Annotated in this window: 21 protein-coding genes and 1 pseudogene; 20 read left to right on the forward strand and 2 right to left on the reverse strand. The window is 34.9% G+C overall.

Going from position 1 to position 25,666, the window contains the following annotated elements:
• The first annotated feature begins 50 nt into the window (after positions 1 to 50).
• The 17 genes and pseudogenes from ftsW to A6J68_RS05485 all read left to right on the forward strand — a co-directional run bounded on the left by ftsW (position 51) and on the right by A6J68_RS05485 (position 20,555).
• A complete protein-coding gene (gene ftsW, locus A6J68_RS05405; protein WP_000687014.1) occupies positions 51 to 1,319 on the forward strand; it encodes a cell division peptidoglycan polymerase FtsW in 1,269 nt (422 codons plus the stop codon).
• Positions 1,320 to 1,670: 351 nt separating this feature from the next.
• Positions 1,671 to 2,867: an elongation factor Tu gene (gene tuf, locus A6J68_RS05410; protein WP_001040730.1), complete on the forward strand. Its 1,197-nt coding sequence runs from the start codon at positions 1,671 to 1,673 to the stop codon at positions 2,865 to 2,867.
• Positions 2,868 to 3,047: 180 nt separating this feature from the next.
• Entirely contained in the window at positions 3,048 to 3,806 is a 759-nt protein-coding gene (tpiA, locus tag A6J68_RS05415) for a triose-phosphate isomerase (RefSeq protein ID WP_000087883.1), read from the forward strand.
• Between the two features lie 176 nt (positions 3,807 to 3,982).
• A complete protein-coding gene (locus A6J68_RS05420; protein WP_000240135.1) occupies positions 3,983 to 4,675 on the forward strand; it encodes a phosphoglycerate mutase in 693 nt (230 codons plus the stop codon).
• Positions 4,676 to 4,803: 128 nt separating this feature from the next.
• Entirely contained in the window at positions 4,804 to 6,849 is a 2,046-nt protein-coding gene (pbp2b, locus tag A6J68_RS05425) for a penicillin-binding protein PBP2B (RefSeq protein ID WP_000934664.1), read from the forward strand.
• A gap of 14 nt (positions 6,850 to 6,863) precedes the next feature.
• Positions 6,864 to 7,460 carry a recombination mediator RecR gene (gene recR, locus A6J68_RS05430; RefSeq protein ID WP_000966735.1) on the forward strand — a complete coding sequence of 199 codons (597 nt, stop codon included), beginning with the start codon at positions 6,864 to 6,866 and terminating at the stop codon, positions 7,458 to 7,460.
• 140 nt (positions 7,461 to 7,600) lie between these two features.
• Positions 7,601 to 8,647, forward strand: coding sequence for a D-alanine--D-alanine ligase (locus tag A6J68_RS05435; protein ID WP_000032513.1), 1,047 nt, complete (start codon positions 7,601 to 7,603; stop codon positions 8,645 to 8,647).
• A 146-nt stretch (positions 8,648 to 8,793) separates the two neighbouring features.
• Complete coding sequence (locus tag A6J68_RS05440; protein WP_000777511.1) at positions 8,794 to 10,161, forward strand: UDP-N-acetylmuramoyl-tripeptide--D-alanyl-D-alanine ligase; 1,368 nt, start codon at positions 8,794 to 8,796, stop codon at positions 10,159 to 10,161.
• 186 nt (positions 10,162 to 10,347) lie between these two features.
• On the forward strand, positions 10,348 to 11,568 hold the full coding sequence (locus tag A6J68_RS05445; protein WP_000793475.1) for an OFA family MFS transporter: 1,221 nt from the start codon (positions 10,348 to 10,350) through the stop codon (positions 11,566 to 11,568).
• A gap of 128 nt (positions 11,569 to 11,696) precedes the next feature.
• The gene (locus tag A6J68_RS05450) at positions 11,697 to 12,383 is read left to right on the forward strand and encodes a YwaF family protein (RefSeq protein WP_000569012.1); all 687 of its coding nucleotides are present in this window, start codon (positions 11,697 to 11,699) and stop codon (positions 12,381 to 12,383) included.
• Between the two features lie 179 nt (positions 12,384 to 12,562).
• A pseudogene (locus tag A6J68_RS05455) lies at positions 12,563 to 14,100 on the forward strand (LPXTG cell wall anchor domain-containing protein).
• A 176-nt stretch (positions 14,101 to 14,276) separates the two neighbouring features.
• Positions 14,277 to 15,821, forward strand: a complete 1,545-nt coding sequence (locus A6J68_RS05460; RefSeq protein ID WP_000174832.1) for a peptide chain release factor 3 — start codon at positions 14,277 to 14,279, stop codon at positions 15,819 to 15,821.
• A gap of 85 nt (positions 15,822 to 15,906) precedes the next feature.
• Entirely contained in the window at positions 15,907 to 16,287 is a 381-nt protein-coding gene (locus A6J68_RS05465) for a PH domain-containing protein (RefSeq protein ID WP_000510902.1), read from the forward strand.
• A 193-nt stretch (positions 16,288 to 16,480) separates the two neighbouring features.
• Positions 16,481 to 17,215 carry an ATP-binding cassette domain-containing protein gene (locus A6J68_RS05470; protein WP_000582849.1) on the forward strand — a complete coding sequence of 245 codons (735 nt, stop codon included), beginning with the start codon at positions 16,481 to 16,483 and terminating at the stop codon, positions 17,213 to 17,215.
• Entirely contained in the window at positions 17,208 to 17,870 is a 663-nt protein-coding gene (locus A6J68_RS05475) for a methionine ABC transporter permease (RefSeq protein WP_000565395.1), read from the forward strand. The genes A6J68_RS05470 and A6J68_RS05475 overlap by 8 nt, the downstream gene beginning before the upstream one ends.
• A gap of 15 nt (positions 17,871 to 17,885) precedes the next feature.
• A complete protein-coding gene (locus A6J68_RS05480; protein ID WP_000735508.1) occupies positions 17,886 to 18,734 on the forward strand; it encodes a MetQ/NlpA family ABC transporter substrate-binding protein in 849 nt (282 codons plus the stop codon).
• A gap of 234 nt (positions 18,735 to 18,968) precedes the next feature.
• Positions 18,969 to 20,555: a DEAD/DEAH box helicase gene (locus A6J68_RS05485; protein WP_000673086.1), complete on the forward strand. Its 1,587-nt coding sequence runs from the start codon at positions 18,969 to 18,971 to the stop codon at positions 20,553 to 20,555.
• A 182-nt stretch (positions 20,556 to 20,737) separates the two neighbouring features.
• Here A6J68_RS05485 and A6J68_RS05490 read toward each other — a convergent pair whose 3' ends face one another.
• Both A6J68_RS05490 and A6J68_RS05495 read right to left on the reverse strand, forming a co-directional pair.
• Complete coding sequence (locus A6J68_RS05490; RefSeq protein WP_000598735.1) at positions 20,738 to 21,004, reverse strand: GIY-YIG nuclease family protein; 267 nt, start codon at positions 21,002 to 21,004, stop codon at positions 20,738 to 20,740.
• On the reverse strand, positions 20,997 to 21,761 hold the full coding sequence (locus tag A6J68_RS05495) for a tRNA1(Val) (adenine(37)-N6)-methyltransferase (RefSeq protein ID WP_000567428.1): 765 nt from the start codon (positions 21,759 to 21,761) through the stop codon (positions 20,997 to 20,999). The genes A6J68_RS05490 and A6J68_RS05495 overlap by 8 nt, the downstream gene beginning before the upstream one ends.
• 134 nt (positions 21,762 to 21,895) lie before the next feature.
• Between A6J68_RS05495 and A6J68_RS05500 the strand changes: the two genes are divergently transcribed.
• The 3 genes from A6J68_RS05500 (at position 21,896) to A6J68_RS05510 (ending at position 25,610) form a co-directional block, all read left to right on the forward strand.
• Positions 21,896 to 22,636: a lysophospholipid acyltransferase family protein gene (locus A6J68_RS05500; RefSeq protein ID WP_000500222.1), complete on the forward strand. Its 741-nt coding sequence runs from the start codon at positions 21,896 to 21,898 to the stop codon at positions 22,634 to 22,636.
• A gap of 99 nt (positions 22,637 to 22,735) precedes the next feature.
• Positions 22,736 to 23,389 (forward strand): helix-hairpin-helix domain-containing protein, encoded by a 654-nt coding sequence (locus tag A6J68_RS05505; RefSeq protein ID WP_000461741.1) that lies wholly within the window; start codon positions 22,736 to 22,738, stop codon positions 23,387 to 23,389.
• The gene (locus A6J68_RS05510) at positions 23,373 to 25,610 is read left to right on the forward strand and encodes a DNA internalization-related competence protein ComEC/Rec2 (RefSeq protein ID WP_000902956.1); all 2,238 of its coding nucleotides are present in this window, start codon (positions 23,373 to 23,375) and stop codon (positions 25,608 to 25,610) included. The genes A6J68_RS05505 and A6J68_RS05510 overlap by 17 nt, the downstream gene beginning before the upstream one ends.
• Positions 25,611 to 25,666: the final 56 nt, after the last annotated feature.

A 25,666-nucleotide genomic window follows, 5' to 3' on the forward strand; every position in this document is an offset into this window, starting at 1 on the left:
ATATAATGCATAATGGTAATTTTTTGATATATTAAAGGAAATAATACAATATGAAAATTGATAAAAGGCATCTTCTGAATTATTCCATCCTCATTCCCTATTTGATATTGTCTATTCTAGGCTTAATTGTAATTTATTCGACAACTAGTGCAACTCTAATTCAGCTTGGAGCTAACCCTTTTCGTTCAGTAATCAACCAGGGTGTCTTTTGGGCAGTCAGTTTGGTTGCAATTATCTTTATCTATAAACTGAAACTAAATTTTTTGAAAAATTCTAAAGTGTTGACTATGGCAGTATTGGTAGAAGTATTTTTGCTACTAATAGCGCGCTTTTTCACACAAGAAGTTAATGGAGCACATGGTTGGATTGTTATTGGTCCTATTAGTTTTCAACCTGCTGAATATTTAAAAGTTATCATTGTATGGTATTTAGCGTTTACTTTTGCTCGAAGGCAAAAAAAGATAGAAATATATGATTATCAAGCTTTGACAAAAGGGAGATGGCTTCCGAGATCACTAAGCGACCTAAAAGATTGGCGATTTTATTCTTTATTTATGATTGGTTTGGTAATTGCACAACCTGATTTAGGAAATGGTTCGATAATTGTTCTAACGGTCATTATTATGTACTGTATTAGTGGTATTGGTTATCGATGGTTTTCAGCTTTACTTGGTCTAATCGTCGTGGGGTCAACTTTATTTATCGGAACTATTGCAGTTGTTGGAGTTGAGACAATGGCTAAAGTCCCTGTCTTTGGTTATGTAGCTAAGCGATTTAATGCTTTTTTTGACCCATTTAAAGATTTAACAGATTCAGGACACCAGTTGGCTAATTCATATTATGCAATGAGCAACGGTGGCTGGTTTGGTCGAGGACTTGGGAATTCTATTGAAAAATTAGGGTACTTACCAGAAGCAACAACAGACTTTGTCTTTTCAATTGTTATTGAGGAATTAGGAGTTATTGGTGCAGGGTTTATTTTAGCTTTGGTTTTCTTCTTAATTTTACGTATTATGCACGTAGGTATAAAGGCTAAAGATCCTTTCAACTCAATGATCGCTCTTGGTATTGGAGCAATGCTATTGATGCAAGTTTTTGTTAACATTGGTGGTATTTCTGGGTTAATCCCCTCAACTGGAGTGACATTTCCTTTCTTATCCCAAGGAGGGAACAGCCTCTTGGTACTTTCTGTAGCTATCGGATTCGTGCTTAATATTGATGCTAACGAGAAAAAGGAACTCATAATGAAAGAAGCAGAAGAGCAATATAAGCCACAAGAAAAAAATGAAAAAATAATCAACCTTGATGCCTTTAAATAATCATCCAAACAAAAAACGAGATTTTTATCTCGATTTTTGTATTTTTTGAAATTTAAACTCTAATTAATAGAGAGAAGATATTTGAAGAAAAGAAGTGTCTATTAATATTCTAATACTATAAATTAGGATGTATTTAACAATATGATTATATGATAACTACTAAAAAATACATATAAGAGATAACAAACGCCTCAATCAATCTTACCCGAATTTTAAGGAAATAAAGAAATAAGCAAAAAAGCATAAAATACTTGCTTTTTTAGAGGATTTTGTTAAAATAGATAAGTAAAGTTAGACTGTATTGCCTACCGTCTATCTATAAAATATATTTTATTGGAGGCTTTTCCTAAAATGGCAAAAGAAAAATACGATCGTAGTAAACCACACGTTAACATTGGTACAATCGGACACGTTGACCACGGTAAAACTACTTTAACAGCAGCTATCACAACTGTATTGGCACGTCGCTTGCCTACTTCAGTTAACCAACCAAAAGATTACGCTTCTATCGATGCTGCTCCAGAAGAGCGCGAACGCGGAATCACAATCAACACTGCACACGTTGAGTACGAAACTGAAAAACGTCACTATGCCCACATCGACGCTCCAGGACACGCGGACTACGTTAAAAACATGATTACTGGTGCTGCTCAAATGGACGGAGCTATCCTTGTAGTTGCTTCAACTGATGGACCAATGCCACAAACTCGTGAGCACATCCTTCTTTCACGTCAAGTTGGTGTTAAACACCTTATCGTATTCATGAACAAAGTTGACCTTGTTGATGATGAAGAATTGCTTGAATTGGTTGAAATGGAAATTCGTGACCTTCTTTCAGAATACGACTTCCCAGGTGATGACCTTCCAGTTATCCAAGGTTCAGCTCTTAAAGCACTTGAAGGCGATGAAAAATACGAAGACATCATCATGGAATTGATGAGCACTGTTGATGAGTACATTCCAGAACCAGAACGTGATACTGACAAACCTTTACTTCTTCCAGTCGAAGATGTATTCTCAATCACTGGACGTGGTACAGTTGCTTCAGGACGTATCGACCGTGGTACTGTTCGTGTCAACGACGAAGTTGAAATCGTTGGTATTAAAGAAGATATCCAAAAAGCAGTTGTTACTGGTGTTGAAATGTTCCGTAAACAACTTGACGAAGGTCTTGCAGGGGACAACGTTGGTGTTCTTCTTCGTGGTGTTCAACGTGATGAAATCGAACGTGGTCAAGTTCTTGCTAAACCAGGTTCAATCAACCCACACACTAAATTTAAAGGTGAAGTTTACATCCTTTCTAAAGAAGAAGGTGGACGTCATACTCCATTCTTCAACAACTACCGTCCACAATTCTACTTCCGTACAACTGACGTAACAGGTTCAATCGAACTTCCAGCAGGAACAGAAATGGTTATGCCTGGTGATAACGTTACTATCGAAGTTGAATTGATTCACCCAATCGCCGTAGAACAAGGTACTACTTTCTCAATCCGTGAAGGTGGACGTACTGTTGGTTCAGGTATCGTTTCAGAAATCGAAGCTTAATTTAACTTAATTAAGTTCCCAAACGGCAGTTAGAGTCAGACAGCTCAAATTGTGAAGAGTCCTCAGGGACTCTTTTTTAGTATCTATAATTAAAGCGTTTTACTAGACTCGTGAAACTTTTAATTAACTATAATTTATGGTATGATAGATTAGTAAATAAAAAAAGAAGAGGTATGTGTAATGTCACGTAAACCATTTATCGCTGGTAACTGGAAAATGAATAAAAATCCAGAAGAAGCAAAAGCATTCATCGAAGCAGTAGCTTCTAAATTACCATCATCAGAACTTGTTGAAGCAGGGATTGCTGCTCCAGCACTTACTTTATCAACAGTTCTTGAAGCAGCTAAAGGTTCAGAATTGAAAATCGCTGCTCAAAATAGCTATTTTGAGAATTCAGGTGCATTCACTGGTGAAAACAGCCCTAAAGTATTGGCTGAAATGGGTACAGACTACGTTGTTATCGGTCACTCAGAACGTCGTGATTATTTCCATGAAACTGACCAAGATATCAACAAAAAAGCAAAAGCTATCTTTGCTAATGGTTTGACTCCAATCATTTGTTGCGGTGAGTCTCTTGAAACTTACGAAGCTGGTAAAGCGGTTGAATTCGTAGGTGCTCAAGTTTCAGCAGCTCTTGCAGGTTTGTCAGAAGAGCAAGTATCATCACTTGTTATCGCTTACGAACCAATCTGGGCTATTGGTACTGGTAAATCAGCAACTCAAGACGACGCACAAAACATGTGTAAAGCAGTTCGTGACGTTGTTGCAGCAGACTTCGGTCAAGCAGTTGCTGACAAAGTTCGCGTTCAATACGGTGGTTCAGTTAAACCTGAAAACGTTGCAGAATATATGGCTTGCCCAGACGTTGACGGTGCCCTTGTAGGTGGAGCTTCACTTGAAGCAGAAAGCTTCCTTGCCTTATTAGATTTTGTTAAATAAATCACATGATATCTAAAGGCATAGCACTCTAGGTGATATGCCTTTTCTTATAGATAGTTAATAATAAGCTATTTTTGATTATTGAACTAGTAATCAGACTAGATTTTTATGGCTATTTTTTGTAGAATAGTTAAAGTAAATATTGGTATAGCCAAAATTAAAGGAGAAATTTTCTAATGGTAAAATTAGTATTCGCACGCCACGGTGAATCTGAGTGGAATAAAGCTAACCTTTTCACTGGATGGGCTGACGTAGATCTTTCAGAAAAAGGTACACAACAAGCTATTGATGCTGGGAAATTAATTCAAGCAGCAGGTATTGAGTTCGACCTTGCTTTTACATCAGTTCTTAAACGTGCCATCAAAACAACTAACCTTGCCCTTGAAGCAGCTGATCAACTTTGGGTACCAGTTGAAAAATCATGGCGCTTGAACGAACGTCATTACGGTGGATTGACAGGAAAAAATAAAGCAGAAGCAGCTGAACAATTTGGTGATGAGCAAGTTCATATTTGGCGTCGTTCATATGATGTATTGCCTCCAGATATGGCTAAAGATGATGAACATTCAGCACATACTGATCGTCGCTATGCTTCACTAGATGATTCTGTTATTCCAGATGCAGAAAACCTAAAAGTTACTTTAGAGCGTGCTCTTCCTTTCTGGGAAGATAAAATTGCTCCTGCTCTTAAAGATGGTAAAAATGTGTTTGTTGGTGCACACGGTAACTCAATCCGTGCTCTTGTAAAACATATCAAACAATTGTCAGATGATGAAATCATGGACGTTGAAATTCCTAACTTCCCACCACTTGTTTTCGAATTTGATGAAAAATTAAACCTTGTTTCAGAATATTACTTAGGTAAATAATCTAATCTTTATATAAAAAATTCAGGCCAAGTTGGCTTGAATTTTTTATTATTTATAACATTTTGAGTGTCTGTAAAAAACCATTTTTATGATACAATAGTAGTCAGAGTTTTTATAGCAAGGAGTTAATGTTGAATCGTAAAAAAAGGTATCGTCTCACTGTAAAAAAGCAAAATGCTAGCATACCTAGACGATTAAATCTTCTATTTTTTATTATTGTTTTATTATTTACTGTTCTAATTCTTCGTTTAGAGCAAATGCAGATTGGGCAACAATCATTTTACATGAAAAAACTGACAGCTCTTACGAGTTATACAGTGAAAGAATCAAAAGCGAGAGGTCAGATTTTTGATGCTAAGGGAGTTGTCTTAGTTGAAAATGATGAACGTCCTACTGTGGCGTTTTCTAGAGGAAACAATATTTCATCTCAGTCTATCAAAGAGTTAGCGAATAAATTATCACATTACATTACCTTAACCGAAGTTGCTTCAAGCGATAGAGCAAAGAGAGATTATTATTTAGCAGATAAAGCCAACTACAAAAAAGTTGTTGAAAGTTTACCAGATTCTAAACGTTACGATAAATTTGGTAACCATCTAGCCGAATCAACCGTATATGCAAATGCAGTTGCTGCAGTTCCAGTGAGCGCTATTAACTATTCTGAAGATGAGTTAAAAGTGGTTGCCTTATTTAACCAAATGAATGCGACACCAACGTTTGGTTCAGTGAAATTAAGTACAGGTGAATTAAGTGATGATCAAATCAAGAAACTGGATGCTGATAAGAAGGAACTGTTAGGAATTTCTGTAACAAGTAATTGGCATCGTCGTAAAAAAGGAACTTCTTTATCGGATATATTAGGTACTATTTCTACAGAAAAGGCAGGTTTACCAAGAGAAGAAGTTAAAAAATATTTGAAAAAAGGCTATTCACTGAATGACCGAGTGGGAACTTCTTACCTTGAAAAACAATATGAAGATGACTTACAAGGAATCAGACAAATTCGCAAAGTAGTTGTTAATAAAAAAGGTAAAGTTGTTTCAGATAATATTACGCAAGAAGGTAAGTCAGGAAGAAATCTTAAATTAACGATTGATCTTAATTACCAAAACAAAGTAGAAAGTATCTTGAAACAATACTATGGCAGTGAATTATCTAGTGGGCGCGCTAGTTTTTCCGAAGGGATGTATGCAGTTGCTATAGAACCTTCAACTGGTAAAGTGTTAGCAATGGCTGGGCTGAAAAATGATCATGGGAATTTAGTTGATGACAGCCTAGGCACTATTGCTAAGAATTTCACGCCAGGATCTGTTGTGAAAGGTGCGACGCTATCATCAGGATGGGAAAATAAAGTTCTTAGAGGAAATGAAGTGCTTTATGACCAAGAAATTGCTAATATACGGTCATGGTTTACACGAGGTTTGACTCCAATATCTGCGGCACAAGCGCTAGAGTATTCATCTAATACTTATATGGTTCAAGTAGCACTTCGTTTAATGGGACAAGACTATAATACAGGAGATGCTTTAACTGATCGAGGCTATCAAGAAGCAATGGCTAAACTAAGGAAAACTTACGGCGAATATGGTTTAGGGGTTTCTACAGGATTAGATTTACCTGAATCAGAAGGTTATGTACCTGGAAAATACAGCTTAGGAACAACTCTAATGGAATCGTTCGGTCAGTATGATGCCTATACACCAATGCAACTTGGTCAGTATATCTCAACTATTGCGAATAATGGGAATCGTTTAGCACCTCACGTGGTTTCAGATATCTATGAAGGGAATGATTCTAATAAGTTCGCTCAATTGGTTCGTTCAATCACTCCTAAAACACTAAATAAGATAGCTATCTCAGATCAAGAGTTAGCCATTATTCAAGAAGGTTTTTATAACGTTGTCAATAGTGGAAGTGGCTATGCAACTGGTACGTCAATGAGGGGGAATGTGACAACCATTAGTGGTAAAACTGGTACCGCTGAAACATTTGCTAAAAATATAAATGGACAAACAGTTTCTACCTACAACTTAAACGCTATTGCCTACGATACTAATCGTAAAATAGCAGTAGCGGTAATGTATCCGCATGTTACAACTGATACAACAAAATCCCATCAATTAGTTGCACGAGATATGATTGATCAATATATTTCACAGTTCACAGGACAATAAGAGAGGACATTTGAATGCTTTACCCAACACCAATTGCTAAATTGATTGACAGCTTTTCAAAATTACCGGGTATAGGTACTAAAACAGCAACACGTTTAGCTTTTTACACCATTGGTATGAGTGATGAAGATGTTAATGAATTTGCTAAGAATTTATTAGCTGCTAAGCGGGAATTAACCTATTGTTCTGTTTGTGGTAATTTGACTGATGATGATCCTTGCTTAATTTGTACAGATAAGACGCGTGACCAGTCTGTTATCTTGGTTGTTGAAGATAGTAAAGATGTGTCAGCTATGGAAAAAATTCAAGAGTATAATGGTTTGTATCATGTCTTACATGGCTTAATTTCACCTATGAATGGTATTAGCCCTGATGACATTAATTTGAAAAGTTTAATTACTCGATTGATGGATGGTCAGGTGACAGAAGTTATTGTTGCTACCAATGCGACTGCTGATGGTGAAGCTACATCAATGTATATTTCACGAGTCTTAAAACCAGCTGGTATCAAAGTGACACGATTAGCGAGAGGTTTAGCTGTTGGTTCAGATATCGAATATGCAGATGAAGTAACCTTGCTTCGAGCAATCGAAAATCGTACAGAGTTATAATTGTTATAAAGAAAAGGTTGGGAATCTCCTAACTTTTTCTTTTACAATACTAACTTTAAGTGGATTGATTTTTGAAAGTTAAGTTAAAATATGGTATTATTAAAAGGTCAATCTTAGATTAGATAGAAAAGAGAAGAAATATGTCAAAAGAAACATTGATCTTGCTTTACGGTGGTCGCTCTGCGGAACGTGAAGTATCTGTACTGTCTGCAGAAAGCGTCATGCGTGCTATTAATTATGATAAATTTTTTGTTAAAACTTATTTTATCACGCAAGTAGGTCAATTTATTAAAACACAAGAATTTGATGAAATGCCATCTTCAGATGAAAAGTTAATGACAAACCAAACTGTTGATTTAGACAAAATGGTTCGTCCAAGTGATATCTATGATGATAATGCAATTGTTTTCCCCGTTTTACATGGACCAATGGGGGAAGATGGTTCTATCCAAGGATTTTTAGAAGTTTTAAGGATGCCTTATGTTGGGACTAATATTCTATCTTCAAGCGTGGCTATGGATAAAATTACAACAAAACAAGTCCTTGCAACAGTAGGTGTACCTCAGGTTGCATATCAAACTTATTTTGAGGGTGATGATTTGGAACATGCGATTAAACTCTCTTTAGAAACTTTAAGTTTCCCAATTTTTGTAAAACCGGCTAATATGGGGTCATCAGTAGGTATTTCAAAAGCGACAGATGAATCCTCACTTCGCTCTGCAATTGACTTAGCTCTCAAGTATGATAGCCGTATTTTGATTGAACAAGGCGTGACAGCTCGTGAAATTGAAGTAGGTATTTTAGGCAATAATGATGTTAAGACAACTTTTCCTGGCGAAGTTGTTAAAGACGTCGATTTCTATGACTATGACGCCAAATATATTGATAATAAAATTACTATGGATATTCCAGCTAAAGTTGATGAAGCAACTATGGAAGCAATGCGTCAATATGCAAGTAAAGCTTTTAAAGCAATCGGGGCTTGTGGTTTATCACGCTGTGATTTCTTTTTGACGAAAGATGGACAAATCTTCTTAAACGAACTGAATACAATGCCCGGTTTTACTCAGTGGTCAATGTATCCTCTGCTTTGGGAAAATATGGGGCTAACTTATAGTGATTTGATTGAAAAGTTAGTTATGTTAGCTAAAGAAATGTTTGAAAAACGTGAGAGTCATTTAATTTAAAAAAGTTCAACTAAGTCTTTCTTAGTTGAGCTTTTTCAAATCTATGATATGTTATGAAAGTGTGTTATAATTTAGGAGTATATTCGTTTATAAGGGATAGCATACTATCTACAACATTGTTGCTAAATAATAGAAAAGGAAATGATATGAAGCTTAGTTTGCATGAAGTTGCTAAAGTAGTTGGCGCTAAAAATCAAGTATCAGAGTTTGAAGACGTTCCCCTGGGAAATATTGAATTTGATAGTCGTAATATCAGTGAAGGTGACTTATTTCTTCCCTTAAAAGGAGCAAGAGATGGACATGAGTTTATAGAGATGGCTTTTGATAATGGAGCAATAGCAACCATTTCAGAGAAGGAAATAGCGGGTCATCCTTATCTTTTAGTGTCTGATGCACTTAAAGCATTTCAAGTCTTGGCACAGTATTATATTGAAAAGATGAACGTTGATGTTATTGCAGTAACTGGCTCAAATGGTAAGACAACAACTAAAGATATGATAGCTGCAATCTTATCAACCACATATAAGACTTATAAAACACAAGGAAACTACAATAACGAGATTGGCTTACCATATACTGTGCTACACATGCCAGAAGATACTGAAAAAATTGTTTTGGAGATGGGACAGGATCATCTTGGAGATATCCATGTGTTATCTGAAATTGCAAAACCACGTATTGCTGTTGTTACTTTGATTGGTGAAGCACACTTAGAATTTTTTGGTAGTCGAGAAAAGATTGCAGAAGGGAAAATGCAAATCACAGATGGTATGAGTTCAGATGGCATATTAATTGCACCGGGAGATCCAATTATTGATCCATATCTTCCAGCAAACCAGATGACTATTCGTTTTGGCCATGACCAAGAATTGCAAGTGACAGAACTCAAAGAAGAAAAACATTCCTTAACTTTTAAAACTAATGCTTTGGAGCACCAATTACGTATACCAGTACCTGGTAAGTACAATGCAACTAATGCGATGGTCGCTGCCTATGTTGGAAAATTATTAGCAGTAGCAGAAGAAGATATAGTGGATGCTCTAGAAAATCTTCAACTAACTCGTAATCGCACCGAATGGAAGAAATCAGCCAATGGAGCAGATATTTTATCAGATGTTTACAATGCTAACCCAACGGCTATGCGATTGATACTAGAAACCTTTTCAGCTATTCCCAATAATGATGGTGGAAAGAAGATTGCTCTTTTAGCTGATATGAAAGAACTGGGAGAACAATCTGTGGATTTACATAATCAAATGATTATGAGTATCAGACCTGACTCTATTGATACTTTGATTTGTTATGGCCAGGATATTGAGGGGTTAGCTCAATTAGCAAGCCAGATGTTCCCAATTGGTAAAGTGTATTTCTTTAAAAAGAATCAAGAAGTGGATCAGTTTGATCAATTGCTTGCAAAAGTAAAAGATACTCTTAAGGAGAAAGATCAAATATTATTAAAAGGTTCTAACTCAATGAATCTTTCTAAAATAGTTGATATTCTTGAAGTAGGATAATAGAGGGGTTAGGGTAACAAGTTACCCTAACTTTTTTGTTTTTTAATCACGAATAATATTCAGTTTTATTGAGGAAAATAGATATGCTAAGCAGAAAACTGGTGATATATTCAGTTTTTTGATAATCTGTTTATTGCGAACTATATTTTTAAAAATAAAACTTAAGTTCGTTTTTAGGAGGATTATTTGAAAAATTTAAATCGTTATGTAGTTGCGGTTTCTGGAGTCGTTTTACATTTAATGCTAGGATCAACTTATGCTTGGAGTGTGTTTCGTAACCCAATTATCTCAGAGACTGGTTGGGATATTTCATCAGTTTCATTCGCTTTTAGTTTGGCTATTTTTTGTCTAGGAATGTCTGCAGCTTTTATGGGACACTTAGTAGAGCGTTTTGGTCCTAGGATAATGGGAATGATTTCTGCTATTTTATATGGAGCAGGGAATGTGTTAACAGGCTTAGCCATTGAAACTCAGCAGTTATGGTTACTGTATGTTGCATACGGTATTTTAGGAGGAATCGGACTTGGTTCAGGTTATATTACTCCAGTATCGACTATTATTAAATGGTTTCCTGATAGGAGGGGACTAGCAACAGGATTCGCTATTATGGGATTTGGCTTTGCTTCTTTAGTAACAAGTCCGCTTGCACAATCCTTACTGATTAGGATTGGTGTGGGTAAAACGTTTTATATTTTGGGATTAGTATATTTTTTTGTCATGATGATTGCCTCACAATTTATTAAACAACCACCTCAGGAAAAAATAACTATTTTGACTCACGATGGTAAAAAGAATGCTATGAATTCACAAATTATCACTGGATTAAAAGCAAACGTCGCTATAAAATCAAAAACCTTTTACATCATTTGGTTGACCTTGTTTATTAATATTTCGTGTGGCTTAGGTTTAATATCAGCAGCTTCACCAATGGCACAAGATTTAGCAGGCTATTCCGCAGAATCTGCAGCCTTATTAGTAGGGGTACTAGGGATATTTAACGGTTTTGGACGTCTGTTATGGGCAAGTCTCTCTGACTACATTGGACGCCCGTTGACCTTTATAATATTATTTATTGTGAACTTTATTATGACTTCTAGTTTATTTTTGTCATTCAATGCTATTGTATTTGCAATAGCGATGTCTATTTTAATGACTTGTTATGGTGCAGGTTTTTCCTTATTACCTGCTTATCTAAGTGATATTTTTGGAACAAAGGAATTAGCTACTTTACATGGTTATAGTTTAACAGCATGGGCAATAGCAGGTCTGTTTGGGCCCCTATTGTTATCAAAGACATATTCATGGGGAAATTCCTATCAATTGACATTAATGGTTTTTGGTTTTTTATTCTTATTCGGATTATTGTTATCTCTATATTTAAGAAAATTAACAACTAAAGTTGTGTAGTATATATCTAATTTAAAATTCTTTGGTTTTACCAAAGAGTTTTTTCTTTGAAAAATAGTTTTGTCTTATAGCAAATAATTTGATATACTAAGTATCTAGTAAAAAAATGATAGAAAGATAATACTAAAATGATAGAATTCTTTTCTAATATCAGAACAGAGATTCCGCAGATGCCTTTACTTATCCATAGTTTGATTTTATCTGTCTTACCTTTTCTGATGTGGCTGACTTTGGTTAATAGAGATAAGCCTTTGTATAAAACTATTTGGAGTATCCTTTTAGGACTTCAGTTAATTACGATTTATACTTGGTTTTTCTGGGCAAAATTGCCTTTATCTGAAAGTCTTCCCCTTTACCATTGTCGAATAGGCATGTTTGTCGTTCTCTTAGCGAGGCCTAGAATATTAAAGGATTATTTCGCATTGTTAGGAGTAGTAGGTGGAGTATTGGCAATGATTCACCCAGACTTTTACCCTTACCAGTTTCTACATGTGACTAATATTTTCTTCTTTATTGGACATTTTGCTTTATTTGTCCTTAGTTTACTACATCTGATGACACAGTCCAATTTGGACAAATTAAATCCAAAATTGATTATACAACTAACGCTTCTCATTAATATGTCTTTGATTTTTATTAACCTCTTGACTGGGGGAAATTATGGCTTTATGATGAAGACACCAATACTAGGAATAACAAATCCCTTTTTAAACCTTTTGATAGTGACAACTCTATTAAGTTTTCTCGTCCTATTTGTTAAACAAATTTTCCAAAAAGTGAGAATGAGAGCTAGTTTTAAAACAGAAGAATCTTAATTATTTTAATATTATTATATTATCTAGCTATTAAAAAATAAATAGCTGGATAATGTTTTTCATTTTTAGCTATTTTTATGATTGACCGCTAATTATTAATCTGCTAAGATATAGTACGTAATAAAAACTTAACCGGTTAATTATTTTTTGAAATATATTTTTTCTGGAGGAAAATAGTAATGAATAAATCATTCAATACCAAATTAGGTTTGGTAACTGTAGCGGCATTATCAGGTATTGTATTAACGTCTCAATTACCTGTGAACGCTAAAGCTGAGACACCAGTAATGGCAGCAAGTGCACAACAAGGTTTCCGTTTTGTAGCAACCGTTGTAGATAGTCAGACGCGTGTCTTGCCGGGAAAATTGGTAACTTTGTCAGAGGTGACAACTGGTCAGCCTAAAATTATTGCAAGTGTAAAAACGAATGATGCCGGACAAGCTATTTTTAATAATCTCCCTATAAAACGTAACCTTAGTGTGTCTGTTGATGGACAAGTAAAAGGATATACTATTCGAACTGACGTAGCAGGCTCTAGTAAAGCAGCTAGTTTTACAGCAACAGGAGTAGGGACAAATGAGCCAACGTATTCAAAAAAAACCATAGACATTACAGTGAGAGACCAAAATGCTGAACCTGTTTCAGGCAGGACAGTTACCTTAAAAACACATGCTGGTCGTGAGATTGCTAGCTTGGTTTCTGGTGACAATGGATTAACTCGCTTTACTGATCGTTTACTAGATGGAACATTCTACCAATATTTTGTTGATGGGAAAAAATTGGTGATATTGTACCTGGAGAATCAAGAAGTGCATATGTTAATGTTGCACCTAAAAAAGATTATTTTACCTTTACAGTCACTGCTTTAGATAAAGATGGACTTGTTGTTAAGGGAAAAGAAGTAACGTTGACTGATATTACTGATGGTAAAGCAGTAGCGCTTGCTTCTTTAAAAACGAATGATAATGGACAAGCTATCTTTACCAACCTACCATTATCAAGAAATATCAGTGTTTCAATTGATGGAAAATCAAAGGGCTATACTCTTCGAACTGATGTAGCAGGCTCTCATAAAGCGGCTGCATTCTATGTAGATGGTAAAGGTACCAAAGCACCTCAATTTAGTGCAGAAGCAGCGGTTGTAACTATTTACGATGCTAATGGAAATACTATAGCAAACCAAGAAGTGACATTAACTAATTCAAATGGGACAATTGTTGCAAAAGGTTTGACTGAAAAAGATGGCAAAGCAAGGTTCGCCAATAAATTAATGGGAGGAACGTTATACAATATTTTTGTAAATGGTATTGAGATGCCTAAAACTGCCCTTGTTGGTAGTGATGTCAGTGTTTTTCTAACAGATAAACAAATTAAGAAAGAAAAACCTGTTACTCCTGATAAATTGGATAAAGAAATGAACCAAGAGAAGGAAAAGGAGCTCTTAGATACTCCAAAACCAGTACCACCTACTTCGAAACCAACAGCACCAATTAAAAATAAAAAGGACGATTCCCCTAAGAAGTTTACGAAAAGTCAACCTTCTAGTTTGAAGTCAAGTGTTAAGGCTATAGGTGCTAAGCCAAAAGCTATGACAGCCTTAGCTAAAAAATTGCCTAAAACTGGTGATCAAGCCATTAGTATTTTAACTTTGGTTGGTTTTATTGTAACAGGGTTAGCGATTATGTTAGGCTTCTTTAAAAAATCACGATCAAAATAATTTATTTTAGAAGCTTGGGTCTTTAGACACAGGCTTCTCTTCTTTCTTCGGAAATAGATTGAACTTGAAGAATGTTGTTAAATTCGCTATAATAATAAAGCTATAGACAAGATTATTGTTTCAGTTGAGACTACTGAAACTAATACTAAGAAATGGATAAAAGCTAAGGATTGAATATGACATTACAAGACGAAATCAAAAAACGCCGTACTTTTGCCATCATCTCTCACCCGGATGCTGGTAAGACGACTATTACTGAGCAATTATTATATTTTGGTGGTGAAATTAGAGAAGCAGGGACAGTAAAAGGGAAAAAATCAGGTACTTTTGCAAAGTCCGACTGGATGGATATTGAAAAGCAACGGGGTATCTCTGTTACTTCATCTGTTATGCAATTTGATTACGCGGGTAAACGTGTTAATATTTTGGATACACCTGGACATGAGGATTTCTCGGAAGATACATACCGGACCTTAATGGCTGTGGATGCAGCTGTCATGGTTGTAGATTCGGCTAAAGGTATTGAGGCTCAAACTAAAAAACTTTTTGAAGTTGTTAAGCATCGTAATATTCCGGTTTTTACGTTTATTAATAAATTGGACCGTGATGGACGTGAGCCACTGGATTTGCTTGAAGAGTTAGAAGAAGTACTAGGTATTGCTTCTTATCCAATGAATTGGCCAATTGGTATGGGGAAATCATTTGAAGGGCTTTATGATTTACATAATAAACGTTTAGAACTCTATAAAGGAGACGAGCGTTTTGCAAGTATTGAAGACGGTGATCAGCTGTTTGCCAATAATCCATTTTATGAACAAGTCAAAGAAGATATTGAACTTCTTCAAGAAGCAGGTAATGACTTTTCAGAACAAGCTATTCTTGATGGTGACCTAACTCCAGTATTCTTTGGCTCTGCCCTTACGAACTTTGGAGTTCAGACTTTTCTTGATACTTTCTTGGAGTTTGCTCCAGAACCTCATGGTCACAAGACTACAGAAGGTAATGTTATTGACCCCTTAGCTAAAGATTTTTCAGGTTTTGTCTTTAAAATTCAAGCTAACATGGACCCACGTCATCGCGACCGTATTGCTTTTGTTCGTATTGTTTCTGGTGAATTTGAGCGCGGCATGGGAGTTAATTTGACACGCACTGGTAAAGGCGCTAAGCTCTCCAATGTTACTCAATTTATGGCAGAATCACGAGAAAATGTGACGAATGCTGTTGCTGGGGATATTATCGGGGTTTATGATACAGGAACTTATCAAGTTGGGGATACCTTAACGGTTGGGAAAAATAAATTTGAATTTGAACCATTACCAACTTTTACCCCAGAATTATTTATGAAAGTATCAGCAAAAAATGTTATGAAGCAGAAATCATTCCACAAGGGTATTGAGCAATTAGTACAAGAAGGAGCAATCCAGCTTTATAAGAATTATCAGACAGGCGAATACATGCTGGGTGCTGTGGGTCAACTTCAGTTTGAAGTTTTTAAACATCGTATGGAAGGTGAATACAATGCTGAAGTTGTTATGACACCAATGGGTAAAAAGACTGTACGTTGGATTAACTCAGACGATTTAGACGAACGCATGTCCTCAAGCCGAAATATTTTAGCAAAAGATCGTTTTGACCAACCAGTTTTCCTATTTGAAAATGATTTTGCACTTCGCTGGTTTGCTGATAAGTATCCTGATGTGAAGCTTGAAGAAAAAATGTAAAATTTAAAGTCACTCAAATTTGAGTGACTTTTTAAGTTTTTTAGACTAAAATAGTTATAATACATAGAAAAGATTGGAGATTAACATGGGAATTTTTTCGGGATTAATGGGAAATGCTTCACAAGTGGATACCGATAAAGTCGAGAATCAGTTATCTGATATTCTGATTCCAGGTGAACAGGTTGATTTAGCTTATACTTTAATTCGTGATTTGATTGTTTTTACTAATTATCGTTTAATTTTAGTCGATAAACAGGGGGTGACAGGTAAAAAGGTTTCTTATAATTCTATACCTTATGCTTCTATATCACGTTTTACAGTGGAAACTAGTGGTCATTTTGATTTAGATGCTGAGTTAAAGATTTGGATATCATCAGCAATAGAACCAGCAGAAGTACTTCAGTTTAAGAACGACCGTAACATAGTGAGTATACAGAAAGCTTTGGCGATAGCTGTTTTAAAATAAACAATTTAGCAAGTGCTGCTACTAAGAGTTATTTGTTTTAATTATAACTTTTAATAGTGCTAAATTCTCATTTTCAAAATAAAAGTAGTGATTTTTATCACTGCTTTTATTTTGAAGTATAGTAGGCCTCAAGCATATATTTTGAAAACGCTGTATTTTTTTGATAAGATATTTTTTTGAGGAGTATTAAATAATGATAATAGAATTAAAGAGTGTTGGGAAAATTTTTCCAAAATCACAGTTTAGATTAGATGATATTTCTTTTAATATAGCAGAAGGCGAGATAGTTGGTCTGATTGGTTCTAATGGTACTGGAAAGAGTACTATTTTGAAGATGATTAATGGCTTAATCCCTTATGATAAAGGAAATATTTATTATCAAGGAAAAGAAGTGAAGTCTTTTTCTGATAATAAGTTACGTCAGATGCGTAAAGATATTGCTTATATTTTTCAAAATCATAATTTGTTAGCAGGAGAAAGTGTATATTATCATCTAGCTTTAGTTTATAAATTAAATCATCAAAAAGTAAATCATGACGCAATTAATGATATCTTAGATTTTTTAGGTTTGATGGATTTAAAACAGGTGAAATGCCATAGTTTGAGTGGTGGGCAGCAACAAAAAGTTGCAATCGCTATGGCTGTTTTGCAAAAACCGAAACTTATTCTATGTGATGAGATCAGCTCTGCCTTAGATACTAATAGTGAAAAAGAGATATTTAACTTGTTGTCTGATCTTCGTGAAAAATATGGTATCTCTATCTTGATGATTGCTCATCACCTATCTCTTTTAAAACAATATTGTGATCGTGTAATGATTTTGGATCACCAGACTATTGTAGATACTGTTGTTCCAGTGAAAGCAACTCTGAATCAATTAAAGTCAAACTACGTAGATCAAGTAAAGGAGTTTTTGTTACATGATTGACATTATTGAAAAACATGGCGAAGGTATCTTAAAATCATTTTGGGAAACCAATTTAATGTTAGGGTTAACCTTGATTCTTTGTTTTCTAATTGCTTTTCCAACAGGTATTTTATTGTTTTCATTGAGAAAGTCTTACTTGATTAAACATTCTTTAGCCTATCAACTACTAAATTTATTTTTAGGTACGTTACGGAGTGTCCCTTTCCTTATTTTTATTTTTATCTTAATCCCTCTCAATCGATTAATTTTTGGGACCTCATTTGGAACGATAGCGGCAATCTTACCTCTTACTTTGGTTTCAGTCAGTTTGTATGCACGTTATGTGGAACAAGCTTTATTAAATATACCTCAAGTTGTTGTAGATCGAGCTCTCAGTCTAGGGGCTAACAAGAGACAGATAATTTATTATTTTTTAATCCCCTCCATCAAGATTGACCTTGTTTTATCATTTACTGCAACGGCTATAAGTATTCTTGGCTACTCGACAATAATGGGAGTTATTGGTGCAGGAGGTTTGGGTGAATATGCCTATCGTTTTGGCTATCAAGAGTATGACTACCCAGTTATGTACTTGATTGTTGTCTTATTTATAATATATGTGTTTATCTTACAGAGTTTGGGCTATTTTATAGCAAACCGCTACTCAAGAAAATAAAAGAAAAGAGGAACTATGAAAAAATTACTTTCCCTAACATGTCTAATCATGATGTCTTTATGTTTAGTGGCATGTACTAAGCAAGCAATGTCGTCTAAGCAAGCAATGTCGTCTAAGCAAATTAAAGATAAGAATAGTAAAGAAAAGGTGATTACTGTTGCAACTTACAGCAAACCTACATCTACCTTTTTAGATTTGATTAAAGATAATGTAAAAGAAAAAGGATATACTTTAAAGGTTGTCATGGTCTCTGACTATATTCAGGCTAACATTGCTTTAGAAAACAAAGAACATGATGCTAACCTTTTACAACATGAATTTTTCATGAGTATCTTTAATAAGGAAAATGATGGTCATCTAGTGTCAATTACACCAATTTATCATTCATTGGCTGGTTTTTATGGTCAACATTTGAAAAATATTGCCGAGCTTAAAGACGGTGCTAAGGTAGCGATTCCGTCTGATCCTGCCAATATGACTAGAGCTCTGCTATTATTGCAAGAAAAGAAACTTATCACCTTAAAGAATACGTCCAAAAAGACCAAGGCTATCGAAGATATTATTACTAACCCTAAAAAATTACGAATTGAACCTGTAGCATTACTTAACCTCAATCAGGCCTATTTTGAATATGACCTTGTCTTTAATTTCCCTGGATATGTGACAAAAATCAATCTAGTTCCTAAAAGGGATAGATTATTATATGAGAAAAAACCAGATATCCGTTTTGCAGGTGCCTTGGTAGCTCGTGAAGATAATAAAAATAGTGATAAAATAAAAGTACTTAAAGAAGTACTAACAAGTAAAGAGATTCGTCACTATATCACTAAGGAGATTCCAAGTGAAGCAGACGTTGCGTTCTAGATAGATAAACTATGAACCCTCCTTCTTTATAGATGGAGGGTTTTTATTGCCTTTTTTCTATTTTCTGAAGCAACTAATAGAACTAGCAATTTATGAAAGCGTGTTATTTATTAGATTGACCTTATTTTATATCTTTTTACTTTTAATTGTGTTACACTAAGTAGGTTGTCAGAAAAGATAACTAATAAAGGTTCATAAGGCAGCTTCGCACTGTCTTTTAGAAAAGAGAAACATTTGAAATTTACAGAACTTAACTTATCGCAAGATATTCTTTCAGCGGTAGAAAAAGCAGGCTTTGTAGAGCCATCACCAATCCAAGAAATGACTATCCCACTTGCTCTTGAAGGCAAAGATGTCATTGGTCAAGCGCAGACAGGTACAGGAAAAACTGCAGCTTTTGGGTTACCAACTTTAAATAAAATTCATACTGAAGATAATACTATTCAAGCACTTATTATTGCTCCTACACGTGAACTTGCAGTACAATCACAAGAAGAATTGTTCCGTTTTGGACGCGATAAAGGTGTTAAGGTCCGCTCTGTTTATGGTGGGTCAAGTATTGAAAAACAAATCAAGGCATTACGTTCAGGAGCACACGTTGTTGTTGGAACTCCAGGTCGATTACTTGATTTAATTAAACGTAAAGCACTTAAACTTAATCACATCGAAACTCTTATTCTTGATGAAGCAGACGAAATGCTTAACATGGGATTTTTAGAGGACATTGAAGCAATCATTAGTCGTGTACCAGAAGCACGTCAAACTCTTTTATTCTCAGCGACAATGCCTGATCCAATCAAACGTATCGGGGTTAAATTCATGAAAGATCCTGAGCATGTTAAAATTAAAGCAACTGAATTAACTAATGTGAATGTTGATCAGTATTATGTTCGCGTTAAGGAAAATGAAAAATTCGATACTATGACACGTTTGATGGACGTTGATCAACCAGAATTGTCAATTGTCTTTGGACGTACGAAACGTCGTGTAGATGAATTAACTCGTGGTCTAAAATTACGTGGTTTCCGAGCAGAAGGAATTCATGGAGACTTAGATCAAAATAAACGTCTTCGTGTTATCAGAGACTTTAAAAATGACCATATTGATATTCTTGTTGCCACAGATGTTGCTGCGCGTGGTTTAGATATTTCAGGCGTTACACATGTTTACAACTATGATATTCCCCAAGATCCAGAAAGTTATGTTCACCGTATTGGACGTACTGGTCGTGCTGGTAAATCTGGTCAATCTATCACTTTTGTTTCACCAAACGAAATGGGATATTTGACAATTATTGAAAACTTAACTAAAAAACGTATGACTGGAATGAAGCCTGCTACTGCAAGCGAAGCATTTCAGGCTAAGAAAAAAGTTGCATTGAAACGTATTGCACGTGACTTTGAGGATCAAGAATTAGTTTCTAAATTTGATAAATTTAAAGCCGATGCTTTAGAATTAGCAACTCAATATACACCAGAAGAACTTGCTCTTTATGTCTTAAGCTTAACAGTTCAGGATCCAGAATCGTTACCAGAAGTTGAAATCACACGTGAAAAACCATTACCATTTAAACCATCAGGTGGTGGCTTTAAAGGTAAAGGTGGACGAGGTAATGGCCGTGGTGGCGATCGTCGACGCAATGATCGTGGTGATCGTCGTGGAAATCGTGACCGTGATGATCGTGGAGGTCGTCGTGATTTTAAACGTCGTGATGATAAGTTCAAGAAAGATAATCGTCGTCAAGAAAATAAAAAACCTCATAAAAACACTTCAAGTGAAAAACAAACTGGATTTGTTATTCGCAACAAAGGCGATAAATAAGAGGATTACGAAAAAGGAGTTGCTGAGCGACTCCTTTTTTATTTTTTAAGATAAAGCGTAGATAGTGATATCCGTAAAATTGCCTTATAACTTTAAGAATGAAGACAAAAGATTAAAGTGAGGTTGAAATTTAAAAGTTAAAGAAGCGAGGACAGGCTCATTGCACTTAGTATATTATCGTATTATTGTTCATTTTTATGTTGTTTAATATAAGTCAATTTTGCTTTCCGAGTCTTTTGTTTAAATAATGCTTCTGCCCTCATTGCTTCTTGTTTGCTATTAAAAGCTTCAGAATAAAGAAGTTTTACTGGCAATCTCGCACGAGTATATTTAGCACCTTTTCCGGTATTGTGTGTATTGAGACGGCGCTTGACATCTGTAGTATAACCTGTATAAAGTGTTCCATCTGAACATTCTAAAACATACATATAAGCAGGAACTTTAATCATGAGATTTTCCGTTTTCCCCGAAATATATATCAAAAATAGTCTCAGTATAGTCTCCATTATCTTGATGAACAACAAGAGGAGGAAGTATTTTCATACCTTCTGTCGAGCCATCTTTAATAGCTTCAATTAAAAGCATATTAGCATCCTTTCCTAATTTTGGATAAACAAATTGGATACGTTTAGGTGCTAAATTGAACTGACGCATCGTATCAATAATTTCAAGGAAACGGTCTGGACGATGTACCATAGCGATACGTCCTTTTGTTTTTAGAGCATGTTGAGCAATTTGACAAATCTCTCTAAGGTTTGTTGTTATTTCATGTCTTGCAAGGAGATAATGCGGGCTTAGATTTTTTTTAGAGGTTTCGCTTGCTTTGAAATAAGGTGGATTGCAAAGCATTAAATCAACGTTTGAACGTTGAACATGATCAAGAAGATTTTTTAAATCATCATTAATCATAGTAACCTGTTTTTCCAATTTATTGAGCTTAATTGAACGCTTAGCCATATCCGCAAGGCGCTCTTGTAGTTCGATCTCTATAATTGTCGCACTTGTTTTGGTGCTGGCAAACAAACCGACAGCACCATTACCACTGCATAAGTCAACGATAAGACCACGAGAAGGAAGTTTAGGGAACCGAGACAATAAAACACTATCTATGGAGTAGGAAAAAACTTCTTTGTTTTGGATGATTTTGACATCAGTTGAAAAAAGCTGATCAATGCGTTCATTTTCTTTTAAAATTGTATCTATCATAGGCTTATTATAGCAAAATTACAGCTTCCTAGCACTAGTTTTGAAAGTGTGGAGGTTGATTTTAAGATAATTCTTTCTAAAAAAAAGGAAGCATGATAAAATAGAAGTTACTTGATGAAAGGTAGAGGAGAAACATGTTCTATACTTACTTACGTACTTTAGTTATGTTCTTGATTTGGGTGGCTAATGGTAATGCGCACTATCATAATGAAGATAAAATGTTAAAAGATGATGAAAATTATATTTTAGTAGCTCCACACAGAACATTTTGGGATCCTGTGTACATGGCTTTTGCTGCTAGACCCAAACAGTTTGTTTTTATGGCCAAAAAAGAATTATTCACGAATCGTTTGTTTGGTTGGTGGATTAAAATGTGCGGTGCTTTCCCTATTGATCGTGAAAAGCCAGGGCAAGACGCTATTCGATATCCTGTAAAGATGCTGAAAAATAGTAACCGTTCTTTGGTGATGTTTCCGAGTGGAAGCCGCCACTCCAAAGATGTCAAAGGAGGCGTAGCTGTTATTGCAAAAATGGCAAAAGTCAGAATTATGCCAGCAGCATATAGAGGTCCTATGGTTTTTAAAAATCTATTAAAGGGGCATCGTGTTGATATGAATTTTGGTAACCCTATTGATGTTTCTGATATTAAGCGTATGGATGCCGAAGGGATTGCAGAAGTATCTCGTCGTATTCAGGAAGAATTTGATCGTTTAGATAGAGAAAATGAAACTTATGATGATGGTAAGAAATTAAATCCATTGACTTATATTTATCGTCTACCTTTAGCAATTATAGCTATTGTCTTGCTTGTCCTAACTCTAATTTTTAGTTATTTAGCAAGCTTTGTGTGGGATCCACAAAAACATCTAAAATAAGGGTTACATGGAAACTATTTACTTTTTAGTAAATAGTTTTTTTTGTTTTTAATAGGAAAATCTCTTTAGTTACGAATAAGTAAATGGAGGAATATTTTTATGTTTGAAATAGTATTGGAAAAAATTAAATCGCATAAATGGGAGACAACAGGAATTATTGTAGGACTCTTATTGTTTGGAATTTTGGGTTTAAATCATTTTGGCACTCATCATAAAGAAGACGATTTAAATATCAATTTAGAGAAAAAAGTATCAACTATAACAGAAAAAAAGGTACCAATGATTAGTCACGTCAAAGATAAAGTATCTAATCAAGTAACGGTTGACGTAAAAGGGGCAGTCAATCATCCAGGTGTTTATAGTTTGCCTTCTCAAAGTCGTGTAACAGATGCGATTAAGCGTGCAGGTGGACTAAGCAATCTCGCTGATAGTAAATCCGTTAATCTAGCACAGAAATTACAAGATGAGACGGTTATCTATGTTGCTCAAAAAGGTGAAAAAATAACTGTTGTGGAAGAGGAGAAAGCAAATAATATTGCTACTCAGGGAAATAGTAAGGGGAAAATTAATCTTAATAAAGCAGATTTATCAAGTCTTCAGACCATATCAGGCGTTGGAGCTAAAAGAGCTCAAGATATTTTAGATTATCGTGATAGTCAAGGTGGTTTTAAAACTATTGATGACCTCAAAAATGTATCAGGTATTGGTGAGAAAACACTAGAAAAATTACGTCAAGATGTTACACTTGACTAAGTATTTTCCTCTAAAACCTATTTATTTAGCATTGTTGGTCTTCCAAATTTACTTACTAGTGTTTTCTTGGACAATGCTTGGTTGTGCCTTTCTTTTATTTACTTTTATTTTTCTGATTTATCAATATGATCGTGAAACTATTTTTAAAACAATAACAATAGTAATTTTTTTCTTATTTTATTTTTTATGGCAAAATCACAATATGAATGTCCAATATCAAAGAGTACCGAATCATATTAGCCAGATTAAAGTGCGTATTGATACTATTTCTATCAATGGTGATGTTTTATCATTCCAGGCAGATGCTTCAGGTAACACTTATCAAGCTTTTTACACATTAAAAAATAAAAGTGAGAAAGATTATTTTCAAAATCTTGATAATAATATAATGATAATTGCAGATATCAAACTTGAAGAAGCAGAGGAGAGAAGGCATTTTAATGGCTTTGATTATCGTCAGTATTTAAAAAGACATGGAATTTATCGTATCGCCAAAGTGACAAAGATAAAACAGATACGCTTATTTCAACATAGGTCTTTCTTTGATCTTATGTTTAAGTGGCGTAGAAGTGCAATTGTTATTAGTCAAACTTTTCCAAATCCTATGCGTCACTATATGTCAGGGCTTTTGTTTGGATATCTAGATAAGACCTTTGATGACATGTCCGATTTATATAGTAGTCTAGGTATTATACATTTATTTGCTTTGTCAGGTATGCAAGTAGGTTTTTTTCTCGGTATTTTTCGTTATATCTGTCTACGTATTGGCTTACGTCTAGACCATGTTTGGTTACTTCAAATACCATTCTCGCTAATTTATGCTGGTTTAACAGGCTTTAGTATCTCAGTCGTTAGGGCACTTATTCAATCTTTATTATCACATAGCGGTGTCAAGAAAGATGAGAACTTTGCTCTCTGCTTGTTAATTTGTCTTATCTCTCTCCCCCACTCACTTTTGACTACGGGAGGAGTTCTTAGCTTTGCTTATGCTTTTATACTTACGATGACCTCCTTTGATCATTTTTCGAGTATAAAAAAAGTAGCTATCGAATCTTTGACAGTCTCTGTAGGAATTCTTCCCATACTAACCTACTATTTTTCGGGTTTTCAACCAATATCAATTATATTAACAGCACTTTTATCTTTTGCATTTGATATTATATTTTTGCCTTTATTAACTGTTATATTTGTCTTATCACCGTTCGTTAAATTAAGTTGTATTAATAGTTTGTTTGAAATCCTAGAAGTATTATTAAAATGGACTGGGCAACTGTTTCCAAGACCACTTATTTTTGGAAAGCCCAGCCTTTTTCTTTTAATAGTCATGATTATAATTTTGGGATTACTTTATGATTATTATCATTCTAAATGTTTTCGTTATTGCTCCCTTCTTATTATCTTTACCTTGTTTTTTATCACTAAGAATCCAATTACTAACGAGGTTGCGATTTTAGATGTTGGACAAGGAGATAGTATTTTAGTGAGGGATTGGTTAGGAAAAACAATTTTAATTGATACTGGGGGAAGGGTGAGATTTGAACAGCCTGAAGAATGGAAACAAAAAGTAAACCAGTCTAATGCTGAGAGAACGCTCATTCCTTACTTGAAAAGCAGAGGTATTAGCAAGATAGATAATTTAGTGATAACTCATACCGATACAGATCATATGGGGGATATGGAAGTTATCTCAAAGCATTTTAAAGTTGCACGTTTGATTACAAGTTCAGGTTCTTTAACGAATTCGCAGTACGTTAAGCGTTTATCAAAGATAGGAGTAGCTGTAAAATCTATAGAAGCTGGTGATAAACTTTCTGTCATGGGAAGTTATTTACAAGTACTTTACCCATGGCACAAGGGTGATGGAAAAAATAATGATTCAATTGTTTTATATGGACATTTATTAGGAAAAGGCTTCTTATTTACCGGTGATTTGGAGGAAGAGGGAGAAAAGCAGTTATTAGAAGCTTATCCTAATTTATCAGTAGATATCCTTAAAGCAGGACATCATGGTTCTAAGGGCTCATCAAGTCTATCCTTTCTGAAAAAGTTGTCTCCTAGTGTGGTTCTAGTGTCAGCTGGTAAAAATAATCGTTACCAGCATCCTCATCAAGAGACTTTACAAAGGTTCCAAAAGATTAAAAGCAAGATTTTCCGAACGGATCAATCAGGTACAATTAGGCTAACAGGATGGTGGAAGTGGCATATTCAGACAGTTCGTTGATTTATTAAAATGATTGCGTATCTGTTAAATACAATCTATTTTTCGCAAGGATTCAG

It is taken from the genome of Streptococcus sp. 'group B', from assembly GCF_002073795.1.
In the GTDB taxonomy this organism is placed as follows: Bacteria; Bacillota; Bacilli; order Lactobacillales; family Streptococcaceae; genus Streptococcus; species Streptococcus agalactiae.